This is a genomic window from Actinoalloteichus sp. AHMU CJ021 (assembly GCF_002895405.1).
Taxonomy (GTDB): Bacteria; Actinomycetota; Actinomycetes; order Mycobacteriales; family Pseudonocardiaceae; genus Actinoalloteichus_B; species Actinoalloteichus_B caeruleus.
In genome coordinates this window covers 4889887-4907758 of record NZ_CP025990.1, presented here as the reverse complement: position 1 = coordinate 4907758, position 17872 = coordinate 4889887, and the positions used below count along the sequence as shown (strand labels likewise).

The window sequence follows — 17872 nt, the reverse complement described above, 5'->3', positions numbered from 1 at the left end:
CCGTGTGACAGTCCCGCGTAGTCTCACTGATCGTGACTGTGGAACCGGACAGGCCGCTGAACTGGGGGATCGTCGCGACGGGTGGCATCGCCGGCACCGTCGTGGAGGATCTGGCCCGGCTGCCGGACGCGATCCCGCACGCCGTCTCCTCGCGTCGCCTCGAGCGGGCGGAGGAGTTCGCCGCCCGGCACGGCGTGCGACGCGCCTACGGCGACTACCGCGAGCTGCTCGACGACCCGGACGTGGACGTGGTCTACGTCGCCACGCCCCACGGCCAACACCACGAGATCAGCAGGGACGCCCTGCTGGCTGGCAAGCACGTGCTGTGCGAGAAGGCCTTCACGGTGACGGTGGCCGAGGCCGAGGAGCTGACCTCGCTGGCCCGCGCCCGGGGGCTGTTCCTCATGGAAGCGATGTGGACCCGCTTCAACCCGTTGATCCGCCGGCTCGGCGCGCTGCTCGCGGACGGCGCGGTCGGCGACGTCCGCTCGGTGCGGGCGGACTTCGGGTTCGCCGTGCCCTACGACCCGGCCGCCCGGCTGTGGGACCCGGCGCAGGGCGGCGGTGCCCTGCTGGACCTCGGGGTCTACCCCGTGTCGTTCGCGCACCTCGTGCTGGGCGAACCCACCGACCTCACCGTTCGGGGGAGCCTCGCCGCGAACGGGGTGGACGCGGAGGCGGGTCTGCTGCTGGGCTACCCGGACGGCAGGTACGCGTCCCTGGGCTGCACGCTGCTCGCGCACCAGACGGCGCGGGCGTCGGTGGTCGGGACGGCCGGCCGGCTCGAACTCGCCGACCCCTTCTTCAACCCGAGCGCGTTGACCCTCGTCAACCCGGGCCGGGACCCGGAGGTGTTCGAGCACCCGATCGAGGGCCGGGGCTACGGGCACCAGCTCCGCGAGGTCCACCGGGCGGTGCGCGCCGGGGAGGTGGAGAGCCCGTCGATGCGCCACGAGGAGTCCGTGGCGGTGATGCGCACGCTCGTCGGCGCGCTGCGCGGCCTCGGTGCGGTGACCGCCAGCTGAGGACGGCGCTCCCGAGCCGGTGAGGGTTCCGGGAGGTCGGTGGGCGGACGGGGTGGTCCGCCCACCGAGCGCGCTCAGCCGCCGATCGGATCGGCGTAGAGGATGCCCCGGCCGTTGGTCCCGAGGTAGACGCGGCCGTGCCGGTCCGGGTCCCCGGTGATGGTCTGGCCGATCCAACCGTACTGGTGGTCGTCGTCGTTGACCCGGACCCAGGTCGCGCCGGCGTCGTCCGACCGGAAGACGCCGCGCACGCCGTCGACGACACCGGTCACGAACACCGCCGGGGCCGTCGCCCCGGGGGCGGGCGCCCCGAACCCCACGGTGTGCGCCTCGTCGAGGACCTGGACGTAGCTCTCCCCCGAGTCCGTGGACCGGAGGAGCCCGCCCCAGCCGGCGGCGAGCCATACCTCGCCGGCGACGCCGGGCACCGCCTTCCACTGCGCCTGTCCGGTGGCGGGGACGTCGTCGTTGACCAGGGCGAAACTCGCCCCGCCGTCGTCGCTGCGGTAGTGGGCGCCCTCCTCCGGGTCGACGGCGTGGAACACGGCGGCATCCACCCGGTCGGAGCGCACCGCCAGACCGTCGGGCAGCCCCGAGGACGGGGTCCAGCTCCGGCCCAGGTCGGTGGTGCGGTGGGCGACGCCGTCCTCCGGGGTCCACACCACCGCGTCGCCGTTCGCCGACACCGCGATCGTGCCGCCGCCCGAGACGGTGGGGGGCTGGGTCGGGAACGGCTGCCAGCTGTCGCCCGCGTCGGTGGAGTAGGCCGCCCAGGGGCCGTCACCGGTCCCGGCCCGGACGACGGTGGCCGGGTCGTGCTCGGCGTGGTCGAGGCTGGTCGTGTTGCCCAGGATGGGGTTCTGGTGCATCCCGGCCGGCGGGCTGGTGGTGAGGTCGTGGTGGGTGAATCCGCCGATGTCACCGAGGCCGCTGATCAGCGGTCCGTCGGGGAGGCTGACCAGGTCGAGCACCGCCGTCTCCTCCAGACCCTCGGCCCGGACCGACCAGTCCGTCGCCGCTCCGGTGTCAGCGGGGGTGACGTCGTCGGTGCCGAAGATGGTGGCTCCGGTGACGTAGCGGACGCTGCCCGGGTCGAAGGGATCGATCTCCAGGTCCCCGATCATCCAGCCGAGCTTCGGGGTGTCTCCCCAGTCGAGGAACGGCGACACCGAGGTGTCGAGGTTCTGCCCCTCCTGGATGGACACCCAGTTCTGGCCGCCGTCGGTGGTGCGGAAGATGTCGTCGACCGGTCCCCAACGCCCCATCGTCGCGACCATCAGCGTGTCGGGGTCGGTGGGGTCGACGGCCAGGCCGCCGTAGCCGAACCCGGCCTCCTCGCCCTCGTTGGGCCGCAGCGGGGTGATGTCGGTCCACGTCCCGGCCCCCGGGTCGTGGGTGTGCACGGCGCCGTCGTACATCTCGTAGGGACCGGGCAGGTCGCCGTAGCTGACGTGGAGCGCTCCGGTGGTGGACAGCGCCGCCTGGTGCGGGATCAGGCCGGTGGGCTGCCCGGGGACCGGTTCCCAGGTCCGGCCGGCGTCGTCGCTCCGGTGGAGCGGGGCGTCCTCCCCGGAGACGGAGGCGTACACCACGGGTGTGGGGTCGCCGGTCTCTCCGCTGGCGGGATCGAACAGGACGGGCCCCACCCCGATGCCGGCCTGGCCCGTGGAGGGGAGGCCGTCGACCACGGCCCAGGTCGCTCCCTGGTCGGTGCTGCGCCAGAGCCCGTCGTCCCGCGTCCCGAGCAGGAGGACGTCGTCGTCGTTGGGGTCCACCACCAGCCGTTCACCGATCGAGCGTCCCGGTTCGTTGCCGCCCAGCCGGAAGGGCAGGTCCACCCGGTCCCAGGTCTCCCCTCGGTCGGAGGACCGGAGGATCGCGCCGGTGGAGGCCCATTCCTGGCTGTAGGCGCCGGCGGCGAGGTAGACCCGGTCCGGGTCGGAGGGGTCGAGGGCGATGCTGTCGATGCCGAGCAGGTTGTAGTCGTCCCACCCGATCCAGTCGGTCAGCGGCAGCCACCGCTCCGTCCCGGTGTCCCACCGGTAGGCACCGCCGATGTCGGTGCGCGCGTAGGCCAGGCCGGGCTCCGTCGGGTGGTACTCGATGCCCGTCACGAAACCCCCGCCCACGATCTCCACGTTGCGCCAGTCGTGGGCCTGCTCGTGGGCCAGGACGGCCGGGGACGGGTCGGCGGTGGCGCGCGGCACGTCGGGACTCGCTCCGGCGACGGCGGGGCCGGCTCCACCCGCGGTCGCCGCCGCGAGGACGGCGGCGAAGGCGGGCAGGATGCGTGGTCGCATTCCCAGTTCTCCTCACGTCGAGGCTGTCGTTTCCGCTGCGCGCCCATTCCCCCGAGCAGCCAGCCTCACCCGGGACGAAAGCGGAAGTCAAGGTTTTCCCGGCCTTTCCGGACCACCGGCACGCGTTCGACCGGAGTCGTCGAAATCGTTTCGACACCCCTCGTTCGAGTCCTCCTCGGCGAACTCCGATCGCGCCGCCGCGAAACTCGAAGGCGCATCACGGCGGAATCTCGTACGAATCCCCCGAGGAGATCCCGCTTTCCCGATGAGTGTCCCGATACGCCGTCCGGCGGGTCGGGGTTGGCTCGGCACCCGGGGCAGCCAGGGACATAATGCGTGGTCACGGGATCAGTACCGGCCGGAGATCCGGCGTCCCCGCTTCGCGGGCACCCCCTCGGGCCGAGGGCGGCGATGGTCCGCGAGAACCCGATCGAGCCGCCTCCTCCGCACCGGGGAACTGACACCCGAATCCGCACCACCCCGTTCCCGAGCGCACCGACCTGGCACCTCGGGAAACTCGACAATCCGGTGTGCGTTCGATTCCCCTGCCAGCCTTCGGTCGAATCGACACGATTGTCGACGGAACCCCCCGAACGGCGCGCGGTCCTTTCCCGGCCGAAACCCGGGCCGAGGCCGGCGATCGGGCGGTCCCTCCGGTGGTTGCCCCGTCGGCGGGGGGCCACCCGTCCGCCGCGAGTCGGGTGGGGAGGACGCGCTCCAGCGTCCAGCCGCTCCCCGGTTCCCAGCCCACTCGGCTTCCGCGCGAGGCGTCAGGTTCCGCTCCCGGTCCGGGTGGGGGCCGCCCGGTCGTCGCCGACCGGCGAGAGCGTCGGTTCGAGTGCGACGCCGGCCGCCGGGTCCGTGCCGAGGCCCCGGACCGAGCGGGAGGCCAGCAACGAGAGCACGGCCCCGCCCGCGAGCACGGTGCCGACCAGCAGCACCGGCGGTTCCCCGAAGCGGAGCGCGAGGTAGCCGCCGGCGAGCTGTCCGAACGGGACCGCCACCCTGGACACCAGCATGTCGTAGGAGATGACCCTGGACAGCACGCCCGAGGGCACGTTGCGCTGGAGGGAGGTCTCCCAGCAGACGATGAAGATCCCGCCACCGACGCCGGCCAGGACCGCCGCGGGCAGGAGCACGGCCGGGTGCGGCGCGACCACGACCGCCAGGTACATCGGTACGAAGGTCAGGTGCAGGAGCAGCCCGGTGGCCAGCGGGCGCCGAGGTCCCCAGTACAGCATCACCACGGTGCCCACGACCACGCCGGCGGCCTGGGCTCCGAGGGTGGCCCCCCACCACGCGCGTCCGACCGTGTCGTCCGCGATGCTCGCGCCCAGGGTGAGCCATGCTCCGGCCGTGACAGCGTGGACCAGGGAGAACACCGAGACGACCTGCCACAGCCACGGCCGGGAGGCGAACTCGGTCCAGCCGTGCCGCAGGTCGGCCACGATGCGCCCACCGCGCTCGCTCACCCGCTTGGGGAGGCGCATGAGCGCGAAGAAGAGAGCCGCGAGGAGCATGCACCCGGCGTCGAAGGCGAGGACCCAGCCCGGCCCGAGCACGGCGACCAGCGCCCCACCTCCGGATGCCCCGATCACGGTGATCCCGCCCCTGCTGAAGCCGACCAACGCGTTGGCGCGTTGCCAGAGCGTCGAGGGCAGGAGCTGGGGCACCATCCCGTTGGTGGCGGGCAGCGCGAACGCGGCCGCGATGCCGTTGACGGCCTCGATGGCCACCAGCTGACCGACCTCGCCCGTTCCCGTGATCACGAGGGCCGCCGCCGCGCCCTGGGTCAGGGCGGAGACGAGGCAACCGACGAGGAGCACGAGGTGGCGCGGCAGCCGGTCGGCCACCACACCACCGACGAGAAGGAACAGCAACAGGGGGATGCTGCGCCCGGCCAGGACCAGCCCGACATCCGCCGTGCTCCCGGTCAGGTCGAGTACCGCGAAGGTGAGGGCGACGGGAGCGATGGCCTCACCGAGCAGCAGGACGGACCGGCCGGTGAAGTAGTTGCGGAAGGGGCGATAGGACAGCGGGGCGAGCGCGCTGTTCGAGGTCATGGGCGTTCAGCCTGCTCCACCCACCACCAGATGGGCAAGCGCTTTCCCCCACCTGGTCGGCGCTGACGGCGTCCCGCCACCCGCCACCGGCCCCCGACCACGAACGACGGGTCCGGCCGTTGCCTGATGTGGCCGTTCCCCAGAGCGGGGGGCCGGGATCACAGCCGGCGCAGTCCGTCGAGAACCCGGAGCATCAGGTGGGTGTCCGGGCGACCGGTCAGGGCGGCGGCCGGGTGCACGACGATGCTGCCCGTCTCCGCCATGTCCCCGAGGAGGACCTTCGCGACCCCCAGGGGGACGGCGAGCCGCGCGGCGACCTCGGCCACCGAGAGGGGCTCCGAGCAGAGCTGGATGATGCCGCGGTACTCCCGGGTGAGGCCGTGCCGGCGCAGCGACTCATCCCGGTCGCTCACCGACACCAGCGTCTCCACCCGCAGGTCCTCCCGCGCGCGCGTCCGTCCCCGCGTCCAGGCGTAGGGGCGGACGAGGGATGAGGACTCGCCCCCGGTCGCCTCCGGATCCACGGACCAGTCGGTCGAGGGCCAGGCCGGCTCGTCCTCGCCGGAGGTCCCCGTCGGGCCCGACCGACCGTGGTGCAGGGCCTCGAAGGAGACGACCAGGTCCCCGGTGTCCACGACGTCACGTCGCGGTCCCCCTGGCTCCCGCCGGCGGTCCGTCGCCGCGAACCTCGCGCCCGTGGTTCCGACCGGGTCGCCGGAAGGGAACGGAGGGTCATCCCGCTCCTCCTCCACCGGCGGTGGGGCTCCACCGAAGCGCGCCCCGGTTCGCCCGAGAACACCGCGTCGCCGATCACTCTCCGTGCCATGAGGAACGTCGGGGGTCGTCCGATCGGCGTGGGATCGCTGGCGCCGGGGACCTCCGAACCGCGCGCCCGTACGACCGACGCGGTCCTCCCCCGTTCGCTCCGCCGGTTCCTCCGGCGGACGTGTCCGATCAACCACCGACTCCACCCCTCGCCTGCCGGGAAACGTCGCGTCGGGTGCACCGGAGGACGCGCTGATCGTGCCGAGGAGAAATGGACGCCGTCCTCCGGTACTCACCGTAGTACCGAGACGGACGCCCGCATTACCGCCAACTGCCGGTCGCGTCGTGGGCGGATGAACCATGCGGAGTCGACACCGGACCAACACACCGGGGTCAATTGCGAAACAAATTCACAATGCACGAATCCGCGTCCCTCGGCCCTTCCCGTTCTTCCCCGCCGACTCGCCGGACCGCCGGACCGCCCGACCCCGCCGGCCGAATGCGCGAGCCACCTCCCGCGTCGCACCGGGAAACCGCGTTGCTCCCCGGACGCGGGTCGGCGAGGATCCCCCGGTGCTCGAGTTGACTCCCCAACGGTTCGCCGCGCTGGCCCGTTCCGCGCCGTGGCGCTGGGACCACCTGACCTTCACGGTGTGGTGGCCAGGTCGGGCGCCGGCGGTCCGGGCCTGGACGAGCCGCCGGGGCGCGCTGCGGGTGGAGACACCGGACGGACGACCGCTGCTGGTGAGTGCCGGCCCACGCCCACCGCGAAGCGACGGGATGGCGCCCGCCCCCGGTCGGTTCCCCCGCCGCCCGCCCGCCCGCTACCGCGACGGGGAAGGGACGTCGCCGACCTGGGGAGGGGACTCGGATCGGGGGGACTCGGATCGGGGGGACCCGATCAGCCACCACCCGCCGGAACTGGACGAGGACGGGCTCGTGCGCCGCCGACCACCGCTGGGCCGTGGTGACCTCGACGCACCGATGTACCAGGACTACCGCTGGGTGGCGATGCTCGATCCGGTGGAACTGGCGGACGGCACCGATCCGGACACCGGTGGCTGGGCGCCGGCCACCGCGGTGCGCGGTCTCGCCGTCGTCGAGCACCACGGCCGGACCGCGTGGGAGGCGGTGCTCACCCCGACGGGGGACTACGACCCCCGCTGTTCGTGCTGCCCACTGCTGTTCTCGCCGGAGTCGGAACGGATCGAGGCCGAGGCCGGGGCGCCGCCACCCGACCGGGGCCCCGGTTTCCGCCACGCGGAGGCCCACCGGGTCCGGCTCGACGTCGCCACCGGCGTCTGCGTGTTCACCGAGGAGATCGGGGGCAGCGACCCCGGCCCACGCCACGACCTCCGGATCGAGGAGGTCGACGTCCCGCCGCGAACCACCTCCCGGCGCCCCCGCTGATCCGGACGGGGTACCTCAGACGGGCGCGGCCGTCCGCTGGTAGCGCTCGGCGATGTGGGCGGTCAGCGGGGAGCGGAAGGCGTGGGACACCCGCTGCCACCAGGCGATGTTCTCGGACAGGGTGTGGTGGGAGTCCATCGGTCTCGCCCGTTCGCCCTCGGGGAGCACGGGGTGGTCGCCCTCCGCGCGGCGCAGGGCGACCGCGATCATCACCGCCTCGCTGATGGCCGCCGCCTGGTGGGGGTCACCCGTCTCGGCGTGCGCCCGCTCGTAGGCGTCGGACCGGATCTGGTCCGAGAGGTGACCGTGCAGGTACACCAGGACGTCCCAGCACTCGATGACCCGGTGGTACAGGCGGAGGGAGAGGTTCCCCAGCGAGACGCGGTCCCAGAGGCGTCCCACCGAGGCGGGCAGGTAGCGGAGGACGAAGGGTTGGGGCATCGCCAGGACGACCTCCGGGCGCACCCGGGTGAGGGCCATCCACAGGGGACCGAGCCGTCCGTAGGCGGCGCGGTGCCGGCCGAGGCGGACCGCCGCCGGCAGGCCGGTGGCGATGAGCGGCATCGCCAGGCCGGCGAACAGCAGGGCGGCGCAGCAGACGATGAGCGCCCACTCCACCTGGTACTGGTCGTAGGTGGGCTGCCACCCGCCCAGGACCAGGGCGAGGAACACGACCTTGTGCGCGAGGTAGCTGATGCCGACGACGCAGCCGAGCGCGATCAGCCGGAGCCCCCTGGCGGTCCACGGCCGGTCGCTGTGCCGGGCCCACATCCAGGCGAGCGCGGCGATCGAGGCGCCGGAGAGCCCGACGTAGAGGGCGTAGAGGATCATGGCGGCGGCGCTCCAGGGCGCCTCGGTCCACTCCGAGCGCATGGCGGCCGCGACGTCCGCGTCGCCCGCCAGCAGTCCCAGGACCCAGCGCGTCGCGATCACCCCGACGAGGATCACGGCGTGCACGCTGATCCGCCGGGCCCGTGGGCGCCCCGGTTCCCACACCCAGCAGAGGAAGGCGGCGCGGAGGCAGAACAACGAGGTGAGCACGGCGGTGTGCTTGAGCGCGTAGGCGGCGGACAGCCCCAGCACCTCGTCCAGCCAGGGCGAGACCGCCGCGGACTCCATGATGAGCGCGGCGCCCATCGCGACGAGGAAACCGCACATCGCGCGGATCGCGGACCGGTTCGTACCGGGCCGGCGTAAGTGCAGCAGTTTCAGCACGCTGGCGGCCACCGCGAGCCCGATCACCGCCAACTGGACGACATCCCGCATCGTCGATCATCTCCTTCGCTGACCGTGCTCGAACGCGGCGGTCATCCTGCTCAGCGGATCCGTGACGAGGGCCCTCGGTGCCCCCGCCGCCTCCCAGATGGTGTAGGCGAGGGTCTCGGCCTCCAGTTCGGCCTGGTCCGGGTAGTGGTCGCGGTGCAGCACCCGGGCCGGCACCTCCTCCGGCGGGTCCCCCTCGCGGCGATCCGGTGGTCTGGTGGTGGCGGCGCCGCCGGCCTCGGCCGTCGGCCGGGTGGGACCTCCCGGTGGTGACAGGCCGGGCAGGGGAACGCCTCGGTGGTCGAGCAGCATGTGGGCGAGCTCGTGCAGGACGGTGTTCTCCTGGTGGAGCGGGCTGGAGGTGGCGTCGAAGACGACGATGTCCGCGTCGGGCTCACGCACCCACAGGCCGGAGGCGATGGAGCGGTAGGAACTCATCGTGCGCGGCACGAGTCGGATGGGGCGCCCCCGGCGTTCGGCGACGTGCTCGGTGAACTCCCGGAGGTCCCAGGGGTCGGGGATCGTCAGCGTGGCGACCGCCTCGTTGGCCAGCCGCAGTGCTCGCGCCAGGTTCAACCGGGGTGGACGGCGCCTCATCGCGGCCGGTGGTCGCCGGTCTCGCCGGGCGGGTGTTCCTCCGCGTGGAGGTCGTTGATGAGCTGGAGCACCGCCTCCTGGCGTTCCGGGCTGAGGTCGGCGAACCTCCCCATCACCTCGACCTCGAGGGACGTGGGAGGCGCGTCGAAGTAGACGGGGCTGACGCCGAAGAAACGCGCGAGGCTGTTCTGCAATTCGCGGCCGGGATTCCCGTGGGTGCCGTTGACCAGGTTCTGGAGTGTGCCGTGGGAAATCGTCACGCCGTCGGAACGCATTTGGCGGGTGAGGGCGCGGATGCTGAGCTTGGGCTGTCCGGTGCGCTCTTTGTAGTCGTCGATGAGCCGGTTCAGGGCTTCGGCGATGGACCAGGACCCGCTGTCACCGACCGTCATTGCGACTCCCACGAAGCATCCCCCGATCGGGCGATACGCTCCGTGACTGAAATCCTTGACAGCCCATACTGGCGCTCCCTATCGTCGGGGGTAGTGTTAAGAATACTAGTCAGCATTCGGAGAGCAGAGTAGAGCAGCAGGGCCGTGAGTCGCATCCACTCCCCCCGACCGGGGGTAACGGTGTCGGGGAATGGATACGCCTGTCCGGGCGACAACTTGAGATGGACGACGCGGCCGGTATTCGCGTGAACGCGAGCGGGGAACTCGTACGCCGCCCAGCAGGGGGTCTCCGGAACGCAGGGCAGGGTGCCGGGAGGGGCAGGCATGATCAGGTGCAGGGGCGAGTTGACGGCGCACCCGGGCGGTGCGCGGTGACCTGGGTGATGGCGGCGCTGATCACCGGGGGTTGGATCATGTGGGCACTGCACGCCGCCGTGCTCCAACAGCGGATCCGGGGGCTCGAACGGCGCAACCGCGCGCTGTTGGAGGCCGTCGAGGCGGGTAGGCGTTGCGAGCGGACCAGGGTCTGGAACCGGGCCGCGTGGGGCAACGAGGCGAGGCCCCTCCTGGAGGAGTGCCCTGACCCGGCCGTGCTCTTCGTCGACCTCGACCAGTTCAAGCAGGTCAACGACACCTGGGGCCACTCGGCGGGAGATGCCGTCCTGGCGGTGCAGGCGGAACGGATCACCGCGACGCTCGGGCCCGCCGCCGTCGTCGGCCGGTTCGCCGGCGACGAGTTCGTGGCGGCCCTCCCGGAGTTGGCCGATCCCTCGGTGTTGGACAGGTTGGTCGAGGCGCTCGCCGAGCCCATCCAGCTCGCCGACGGCGGCTGGTTGGCGCCCAGTGCCTCGATCGGCGTCGCCGAGGTGTCCCAGATCCGGCGGGTGACGCGGACCCAGCCCAGCCTCCCCCAGTGGGTCGGTGCGGCGGATGCCGCGCTGTACCAGGCGAAGCTCTTACGCGGGCGGTGGGTCAGGTACGAACCCTGGATGCGCACCGCCCAGGTGCCCCGGCAGCAGACCCCCCGTCAGTACCGACCGGCGCTGACCAGCGCTCCCCGCATGGTGATGCCGGTGCGAACGGCCTCCGCCCAGAGCTGAGCTCGCCTCCGGCCCGCACGTGTCCGCGCACTCGACCGCTCCTCGGGCCCGTCGTGCGGGACCAGGGCTGATCTCCCCGTGGCCATCCCGGACGACGACGAGCACCGGCCACCTCCTCGGAGCACCCGTACTCCGAGCGGAGCCCTCGGCCACCCGTGACGGGTGCGGGACCGCGCGAGCGCGTGGCGCCGCCCTCTCCTTCGCCGGCCGACCACGACGCGGCGGGCAGGACACCCGGCCCGGGTGGACCAACCCACCGCGTCGAGCGACCCGCCGGTGCGACGGGCGCTCACCGCCCCGGTTCGCGGCGCCGGCGGTCACGCTCCTCCCACTGGCCCCGAACCCCGTGCCGTTCCGACCGGGCGGGGCTGCCGGGCCCGTGACCCGGCAGCGCCCGGCGTCGCCTCCCCACCCACCTCGTGCCGGCCGGCGATTCGGACGCGCTTCCGCTCCACCTCCGCCACCGCGGCGGCCCGCCGCCTCCCACTCGCGCACCGCTGGCCGGACCCCGAGGCCGAGGGCCAGGCGGAGGACAGCGATCGGACAACGGTGACCAACACCCGGTCGTCGCCTTGTGCCTGGCTCCACCCCGGTGGTTGCCTTGATCGTCGACCGGTGCGCCCGCGACCGCACGCGGGGGCCGCCCACCGACCCGGGAGCCGAACGCAACCATGACGGACGGGATCATCGCGCTTCGCGCGGCGGGAACCGCGCTCGTGCTCGACGTGCCGGCGTCCGGGACGCCCCGGGTGCTGCACTGGGGAGCCGACCTCGGCGAGGTCGACGCCGAACTGGGCGCCGCCCTGCGCACGGGCGTCGAACAACCCGCGCCACCCAGCTCGGTGGATTTCCCCCGCTGGTTCCCGCTGCTGGCCGGGGAGGCCGACGGCTGGTCCGGGCGGCCCGCGCTCGCCGGCCACCGCGAGGGCGCCGTCTCGCATCCCCGGTGGACGGTCCACGAGGTCGACCTCGACCACCCCTCGGACGGCCACCCCGCCAGCGGGTCCGGTGGGGAACTCACCGTCAGGGCCTCCGACGAGCGTTCCGGGCTCGCCGTCACCGTCACGCTGCGGATGGAGGCGGGTGGGCTGGTCAGGACCCGCCACCGCGTGACCAACACCGGGACCGGCGCGTGGACGGTGGGAGGGCTGGTCAGCGCTCTCCCACTGCCGGACGAGGCGACGGAACTCCTCGACCTGACCGGCCGGTGGTGTCGGGAACGCAGCCCCCAGCGGCGCCCCCTGGTGGAGGGTTCATGGGCGCGGGAGAGCCGACGGGGGCGGACCGGGCACGACGCTCCCCTGCTGCTCGTCGCCGGCCAGACCGGGTTCGGGTTCCGGCACGGCGAGGTGTGGGGCGTCCACGTCGCCTGGAGCGGCGACCAGACACACCTGGCCGAACGACTGCCGGAACGGGCCGGGCAGGCCTCGGCCACGCTGGGCGGCGGTGAGCTGCTCCGCCCCGGGGAGGTCCGCCTCGCACCCGGGGAGACCCACACCACGCCGTGGGTGTGCTTCTCCTGGTCCGACCGGGGCCTGGACGGCCTGTCGGCCCGGCTCCACGACTGGCTGCGCTCCCGCCGGCACCACCCCCGCACCCCCCGCCCCCTGGTGCTGAACACCTGGGAGGCCGTCTACTTCGACCACGACGTCGACACGTTGCGCGAACTGGCCTCGGTCGCGGCCTCGGTCGGGGTCGAACGCTTCGTCCTCGACGACGGCTGGTTCCTCGGGCGCCGCCACGAGCGCGCCGGCCTCGGCGACTGGCACGTCGACCCCGGGAAGTACCCGGACGGTCTGCGCCCCGTCTTCGACCACGTCCGCGAGCTGGGCATGGAGGTGGGCCTGTGGGTCGAACCCGAGATGGTCAACCCCGACTCGGACCTCTACCGCGCCCACCCGGACTGGGTGCTGGCGGCGGAAGGGCGGTTACCGCTCCCCTGGCGCCACCAGCACGTCCTCGACCTGTCCCGACCCGAGGTCGCCGACCACCTCTTCGAACGCCTGACGGCGCTGGTCACCGAGTACCGGATCGACTACCTCAAGTGGGACCACAACCGCGACCTGCTGGAAGCCGTCCACGGACCGACGGGGCGCGCGGGCGTCCACGGCCAGACCCTGGGCGTCTACCGGTTGCTGGACAGGCTGCGGGAACGGCATCCTCGGCTGGAGATCGAGTCCTGCTCGTCCGGCGGGGCCCGCGTGGACCTGGGAGTGCTGGAGCGGACCGACCGCGTGTGGGCCTCGGACACCAACGACCCCGTCGAGCGTCAGGTCATCCAGCGCTGGACCGAGGTCCTCCTCCCTCCCGAGCTCGTGGGCAGCCACGTCGGCGGCCCCACCTCGCACACCACGGGACGGGTGACGGACCTGCGGTTCCGCCTGCTCACCAGCCTCGGCGCGCACGCCGGCATCGAATGGAACCTCGTCGGGCGGGACGAGGCCGAACTGGACGCGATCCGGGCCTGGGCCGCCCTGTACCGGGAACTGCGGGGGCTGCTGCACGGAGGTCGCGTCGTCCACGTGGACCACCCCGACCCGGAGGCCCTGGTCCGGGGCGTCGTGGCGCCGGACAGCCGGGAGGCCGTCTTCTCCTACGCCCGGTTGGGGACCTCCACGGGGGCGGTACCCGGGCGGGTCCGGCTACCCGGCCTGGACCCCGACCACCGGTACCTGGTGCGGTTGCGCACCGAGGTCGGCGAACCCACCTCGGGGTCCGCCGTCGCGCTGCCCCGGTGGATCGAGGAAGGCGGGGTGGTGTTCACCGGACGGGCCCTGGACGCGGTCGGGCTGCAACTGCCCGTCCTCCACCCCGCGCACGGGCTGCTCCTGCACCTCCGGGCGGCGTGACCCTGGTCGGCGGTCGTCCGGTGCCGGGAGGTCAGCCCTGCTTCCAGGTGCCGGAGGCGAGGAACTCGTCGATGGTCCGGCGGTGCGGCGCCAGGTCCAGGTCCTGCCGCTCCACCCAGGAGTCGTCGTAGTAGGTGTGGTCGTAGCGGTCGCCGCCGTCGCAGAGCAGGGTGACCACGCTGCCGGTCGTCCCGGCGTCCAGCATCCGGCTGATCAGCTGCCAACTGCCCCAGAGGTTGGTGCCGGTCGAACCACCGGCGCGCAGACCCGTCATCTCGTGCAGGTGGCGCACGGCCGCGATGCTCGCGGCGTCCGGCACCGGGATCATCAGGTCGATGACGCTGGGCACGAAGCTGGGCTCGATGCGGGGACGGCCGATCCCCTCGATGCGGGAGGGCATCCCGGTGGCGTAGTCGGGAGCGTTCGTGGTCCACCCGGGGAAGTACGCCGAGTTCTCCGGGTCGACGACCGCCAGCCGGGTCGGGTAGCGCCGGTACCGCAGGTAGCGGCCGATCGTCGCCGAGGTTCCGCCGGTACCGGCGCCCACCACGATCCACCGGGGGACGGGGTGCCGTTCCTGGCCGAGCTGCTCGAAGATCGACTCGGCGATGTTGTTGTTCCCCCGCCAGTCGGTGGCCCGCTCCGCGTAGGTGAACTGGTCCATGTAGTGCCCGCCGGTCTCCTCGGCGAGCCGCTGGGCCTCGGAGTAGATCTCGATCGGCCGGTCGGTGAAGTGGCACCGCCCGCCGTAGCGCTCGATGAGCGCGATCTTCTCGGGGCTCGTCGTGCGGGGCATCACGGCGATGAAGGGCAGGTCGAGGAGCCGGGCGAAGTAGGCCTCGGACACGGCGGTGCTCCCGCTGGTGGCCTCGATGATCGTGGTGTGTTCGGTGATCCACCCGTTCGCGAGGCCGTAGAGGAACAACGACCTGGCCAGCCGGTGTTTGAGGCTCCCCGTCGGATGCACCGACTCGTCCTTGAGGTAGAGGTCGATCCCCCAGTCGGCGGGGAGCGGCACGAGGTGCAGGTGCGTGTCGGCGGAACGGTTCGCGTCCGCCTGCACCCGCCGCACCGCCTCGTCCGCCCAGGCCCGCGCTCGACGGCCGAGACCGCCGGCCCACTCGTCCTCGTCCCGCGCCCCAGCCCGCATCGCGGCAGGATAGCCGACCCACCACCAGCCGGGTCGCCGCGCGTCCCACCGGCCAGCGGCGTTTGTTCCTCCCCCACTCGGGCACCCCCGGGAGACGCGCCTCGTGTGAGCAGAGCGGTGTGGGCCGCCTCGCCGGGCCGACGACGCCGGGCTGGCCGCGCCACGTGCCACCGACAGCGGGGCCACGGCAGGTCGTCAGCACTGGGAGGTTGGCAATGAGCGGCTACTTCGGCCCGGAGGGTGGCCTCGGCGGGGGACCGGAAGGCTTCGGCGGGGGTTCCTTCGACGAGTTCCTCGCCCGGTTCTTCGGCAGCGGTGGGCAGCGCCACCCCGCGCGACGGGTGGACATCACCTTGCTGATGAGCGAGCAGGCGCGGGAGCTGATGGCCAGGGCCGCCCGGAAGACGGCCGACTGGGGTCGGGCGGACGTCGACACCGAGCACCTCCTCTGGGCCGCCACCCAGGTGGCCCCGACCCGGGAACTGCTGGAGGAGGCGGGGGCCGATCCGGGGGCGTTGGCCTCGGCCGTGGAGGAACACGGGCCGGCCTCCGGCGAACCCCGGGAGGCGCCCCCGACGCTGGCGCCGGCGGCGAAACGCGCCCTGCTGGACGCCCACCAGCTGTCCCGGGCGACGGGCGCCAGCTACATCGGCCCCGAACACCTGTTGCTGGCGCTGGCGGCGAACCCGGAGTCGAACGCGGGGCGGCTGTTGACCGCCGCCCACGTGACCCCCAACGCGTTGAGGTCGGCGTTCTCGGGGCGCGGCGCTCCGCCGGAGCGGGCGCAGCAGACCAGCACGCCCACCGTCGACCAGTACGGCCGGGACCTGACCGCCGCGGCGCGGGAGGCCAAGCTGGACCCGGTGATCGGACGCGACGGGGAGATCGAGCAGACCATCGAGGTGCTCTCCCGGCGCACCAAGAACAACCCGGTCCTCATCGGGGACGCCGGTGTGGGCAAGACCGCAATCGTCGAGGGGCTGGCGCAGCGCATCGTCGACGCCGACGTCCCCGACCTGCTGTTGGACAAGCGGGTCATCCAGCTCGACATCACCGGGGTGGTCGCGGGGACCCGCTACCGGGGTGACTTCGAGGAGCGGATGAAGAAGCTGATCGACGAGATCAGGGAGCACGGGGACGACCTGATCATCTTCATCGACGAGCTGCACACGGTCGTGGGGGCTGGCGCCGGCGCCGAGGGCACCATGGACGCGGGCAACATGCTCAAGCCCTCGCTGGCCAGGGGCGAGATGCGGGTGGTCGGCGCGACGACACTCGACGAGTACCGGCGGAACATCGAGAAGGACGCCGCGCTCGAACGGCGGTTCCAACCCATCCTGGTCCCCGAACCGACGCTGGAGGACACCATCGCCATCCTGCGTGGTCTCCGGGACCGCTACGAGGCGCACCACCAGGTGCGGTTCCGCGACGAGGCGCTGGTGGCGGCCGCCGAGCTGTCGGACCGCTACGTCACCGACCGCTTCCTGCCGGACAAGGCGATCGACCTCGTCGACCAGGCGGGGGCCCGGGTCCGGCTCCGGTTGCGGACCCCGAACGCGCAGTTGCGGGAGCTGGAGCAGCAGCTGGAACAGGTGCGGCGGGACAAGGCGCAGGCGGTGGCCGACGAGCAGTACGAGCACGCCTCCCGGCTGCGGGACCGGTCCGAGGAGCTGCGGGACCGGATCGAGTCGATGCGGGAGGACGGCACCCCGCGTTCCCCGGAGGTCACGACGAACGACATCGCGGAGGTCGTCTCCCGCTCCACCGGCATCCCGGTCAGCCAGCTCACCGAGGAGGAGCGCAGCCGGTTGCTCCGGTTGGAGGACCACCTGCACCATCGGGTGATCGGGCAGGACGAGGCGGTGCGGGCGGTGGCCGAGGCCGTCCGGCGGTCCCGCGCCGGGCTGGGTGACCCGAACCGCCCGATGGGCAGCTTCCTGTTCCTGGGGCCCACCGGGGTCGGCAAGACCGAACTGGCGAAGGCGCTGGCGGAGGCGCTGTTCGGCGACGAGGACCGGATGGTGCGGATGGACATGAGCGAGTTCCAGGAACGGCACACGGTGAGCCGGCTCACCGGCGCTCCCCCCGGTTACGTGGGGTACGAGGAGGCCGGCCAGCTCACCGAGACCGTGCGGCGGCACCCCTACTCCGTGCTGCTCTTCGACGAGATCGAGAAGGCGCACTCCGACGTGTTCAACATGCTGCTCCAGGTGTTGGACGACGGGCGGCTGACCGACGGCCAGGGTCGGACCGTGGACTTCCGCAACACGGTGGTCATCATGACCAGCAACGTCGGATCCGACCTCGTCACCAGGGGCGCCGGGCGGCTGGGCTTCAACCCAGGATCGGCAGCCGGGGCGGACCGGGAGAGCGAACGGGTGGAGGCGCGGCTGATGAGCCGGCTGCGGGAGACCTTCCGCCCGGAGTTCCTGAACCGCATCGACGAGGTCATCGTCTTCCGCCAGTTGGACTTCGCGCAGTTGCGGGAGGTGACGGACCTGATGTTGGAGGACACCCGCCGGCGACTGCGGGCCCAGGACGTCTCCATCCGGTTCGAGCCGGCGGCGGTGCAGTGGGTCGCCGAGCACGGCCACCAGCCCGAGTTCGGCGCGCGGCCGATGCGGCGCACCATCCAGCGGGAGATCGACAACCAGCTGTCCGCCATGTTGCTCGACGGCCAGCTGACGCCGGGGCACGAGGTCACCGTGGACGCCAGGGACGATCACCTGTACTTCGCCGTGGACGGCGGCGAGGGGGGTGTCCGGGAGCAGCCGCAACCCGCCTGAGCCGGCCGGGTCGGGGGCCGGCGTACGGTGTGGCCGGGGGTGCATCCCGGGAGGGGTGGTGGGAGCGGGGTCGCACCGGAGGAGGTGTGCGGCCCGCTCGGTCACGTGCCGGGCGGAACAGCACACCGTCCGTCACGGTGCCCAACTCCGACCAGCCCGCCGTCCACCGGGA

At 72.8% G+C, this 17872-nt stretch carries 12 protein-coding genes; 5 read left to right on the top strand and 7 right to left on the bottom strand.

Going from position 1 to position 17872, the window contains the following annotated elements:
* Positions 1-32: 32 nt before the first annotated feature.
* Positions 33-1025, top strand: coding sequence for a Gfo/Idh/MocA family protein (locus tag C1701_RS20850; protein WP_245588915.1), 993 nt, complete (start codon positions 33-35; stop codon positions 1023-1025).
* A 74-nt stretch (positions 1026-1099) separates the two neighbouring features.
* On the opposite strand, the gene C1701_RS20845 is transcribed toward C1701_RS20850, so the two are convergent.
* The 3 genes from C1701_RS20845 to C1701_RS27735 form a co-directional block, all read right to left on the bottom strand.
* Positions 1100-3325 carry a WD40/YVTN/BNR-like repeat-containing protein gene (locus tag C1701_RS20845; RefSeq protein ID WP_103056462.1) on the bottom strand — a complete coding sequence of 742 codons (2226 nt, stop codon included), beginning with the start codon at positions 3323-3325 and terminating at the stop codon, positions 1100-1102.
* Positions 3326-4095: 770 nt separating this feature from the next.
* Entirely contained in the window at positions 4096-5388 is a 1293-nt protein-coding gene (locus tag C1701_RS20840; RefSeq protein ID WP_051712762.1) for an MFS transporter, read from the bottom strand.
* 158 nt (positions 5389-5546) lie between these two features.
* Positions 5547-6023: a DUF742 domain-containing protein gene (locus C1701_RS27735; protein WP_162147330.1), complete on the bottom strand. Its 477-nt coding sequence runs from the start codon at positions 6021-6023 to the stop codon at positions 5547-5549.
* 703 nt (positions 6024-6726) lie between these two features.
* Here C1701_RS27735 and C1701_RS20830 point away from each other — a divergent pair.
* On the top strand, positions 6727-7563 hold the full coding sequence (locus tag C1701_RS20830; RefSeq protein WP_103056461.1) for a hypothetical protein: 837 nt from the start codon (positions 6727-6729) through the stop codon (positions 7561-7563).
* 15 nt (positions 7564-7578) lie between these two features.
* Here C1701_RS20830 and C1701_RS20825 read toward each other — a convergent pair whose 3' ends face one another.
* The 3 genes from C1701_RS20825 to C1701_RS20815 are packed head-to-tail and all read right to left on the bottom strand — an operon-like array spanning position 7579 to position 9815.
* Positions 7579-8829: an MAB_1171c family putative transporter gene (locus C1701_RS20825; protein ID WP_026420136.1), complete on the bottom strand. Its 1251-nt coding sequence runs from the start codon at positions 8827-8829 to the stop codon at positions 7579-7581.
* A gap of 6 nt (positions 8830-8835) precedes the next feature.
* Positions 8836-9423 (bottom strand): hypothetical protein, encoded by a 588-nt coding sequence (locus C1701_RS20820; RefSeq protein WP_155886233.1) that lies wholly within the window; start codon positions 9421-9423, stop codon positions 8836-8838.
* Positions 9420-9815 carry a helix-turn-helix transcriptional regulator gene (locus tag C1701_RS20815; protein WP_030105973.1) on the bottom strand — a complete coding sequence of 132 codons (396 nt, stop codon included), beginning with the start codon at positions 9813-9815 and terminating at the stop codon, positions 9420-9422. Before C1701_RS20815 ends, C1701_RS20820 begins: the two co-directional genes overlap by 4 nt.
* A gap of 371 nt (positions 9816-10186) precedes the next feature.
* Between C1701_RS20815 and C1701_RS20810 the strand changes: the two genes are divergently transcribed.
* Positions 10187-10915 carry a GGDEF domain-containing protein gene (locus tag C1701_RS20810; protein ID WP_051314243.1) on the top strand — a complete coding sequence of 243 codons (729 nt, stop codon included), beginning with the start codon at positions 10187-10189 and terminating at the stop codon, positions 10913-10915.
* A 671-nt stretch (positions 10916-11586) separates the two neighbouring features.
* Entirely contained in the window at positions 11587-13764 is a 2178-nt protein-coding gene (locus tag C1701_RS20805) for an alpha-galactosidase (RefSeq protein ID WP_026420134.1), read from the top strand.
* Between the two features lie 31 nt (positions 13765-13795).
* Here C1701_RS20805 and C1701_RS20800 read toward each other — a convergent pair whose 3' ends face one another.
* On the bottom strand, positions 13796-14914 hold the full coding sequence (locus tag C1701_RS20800) for a PLP-dependent cysteine synthase family protein (protein WP_026420133.1): 1119 nt from the start codon (positions 14912-14914) through the stop codon (positions 13796-13798).
* Positions 14915-15129: 215 nt separating this feature from the next.
* On the opposite strand from C1701_RS20800, the gene C1701_RS20795 reads away from it, so the two are divergent.
* Positions 15130-17700, top strand: a complete 2571-nt coding sequence (locus C1701_RS20795) for an ATP-dependent Clp protease ATP-binding subunit (protein WP_026420132.1) — start codon at positions 15130-15132, stop codon at positions 17698-17700.
* The last annotated feature ends 172 nt before the right edge of the window (positions 17701-17872 follow it).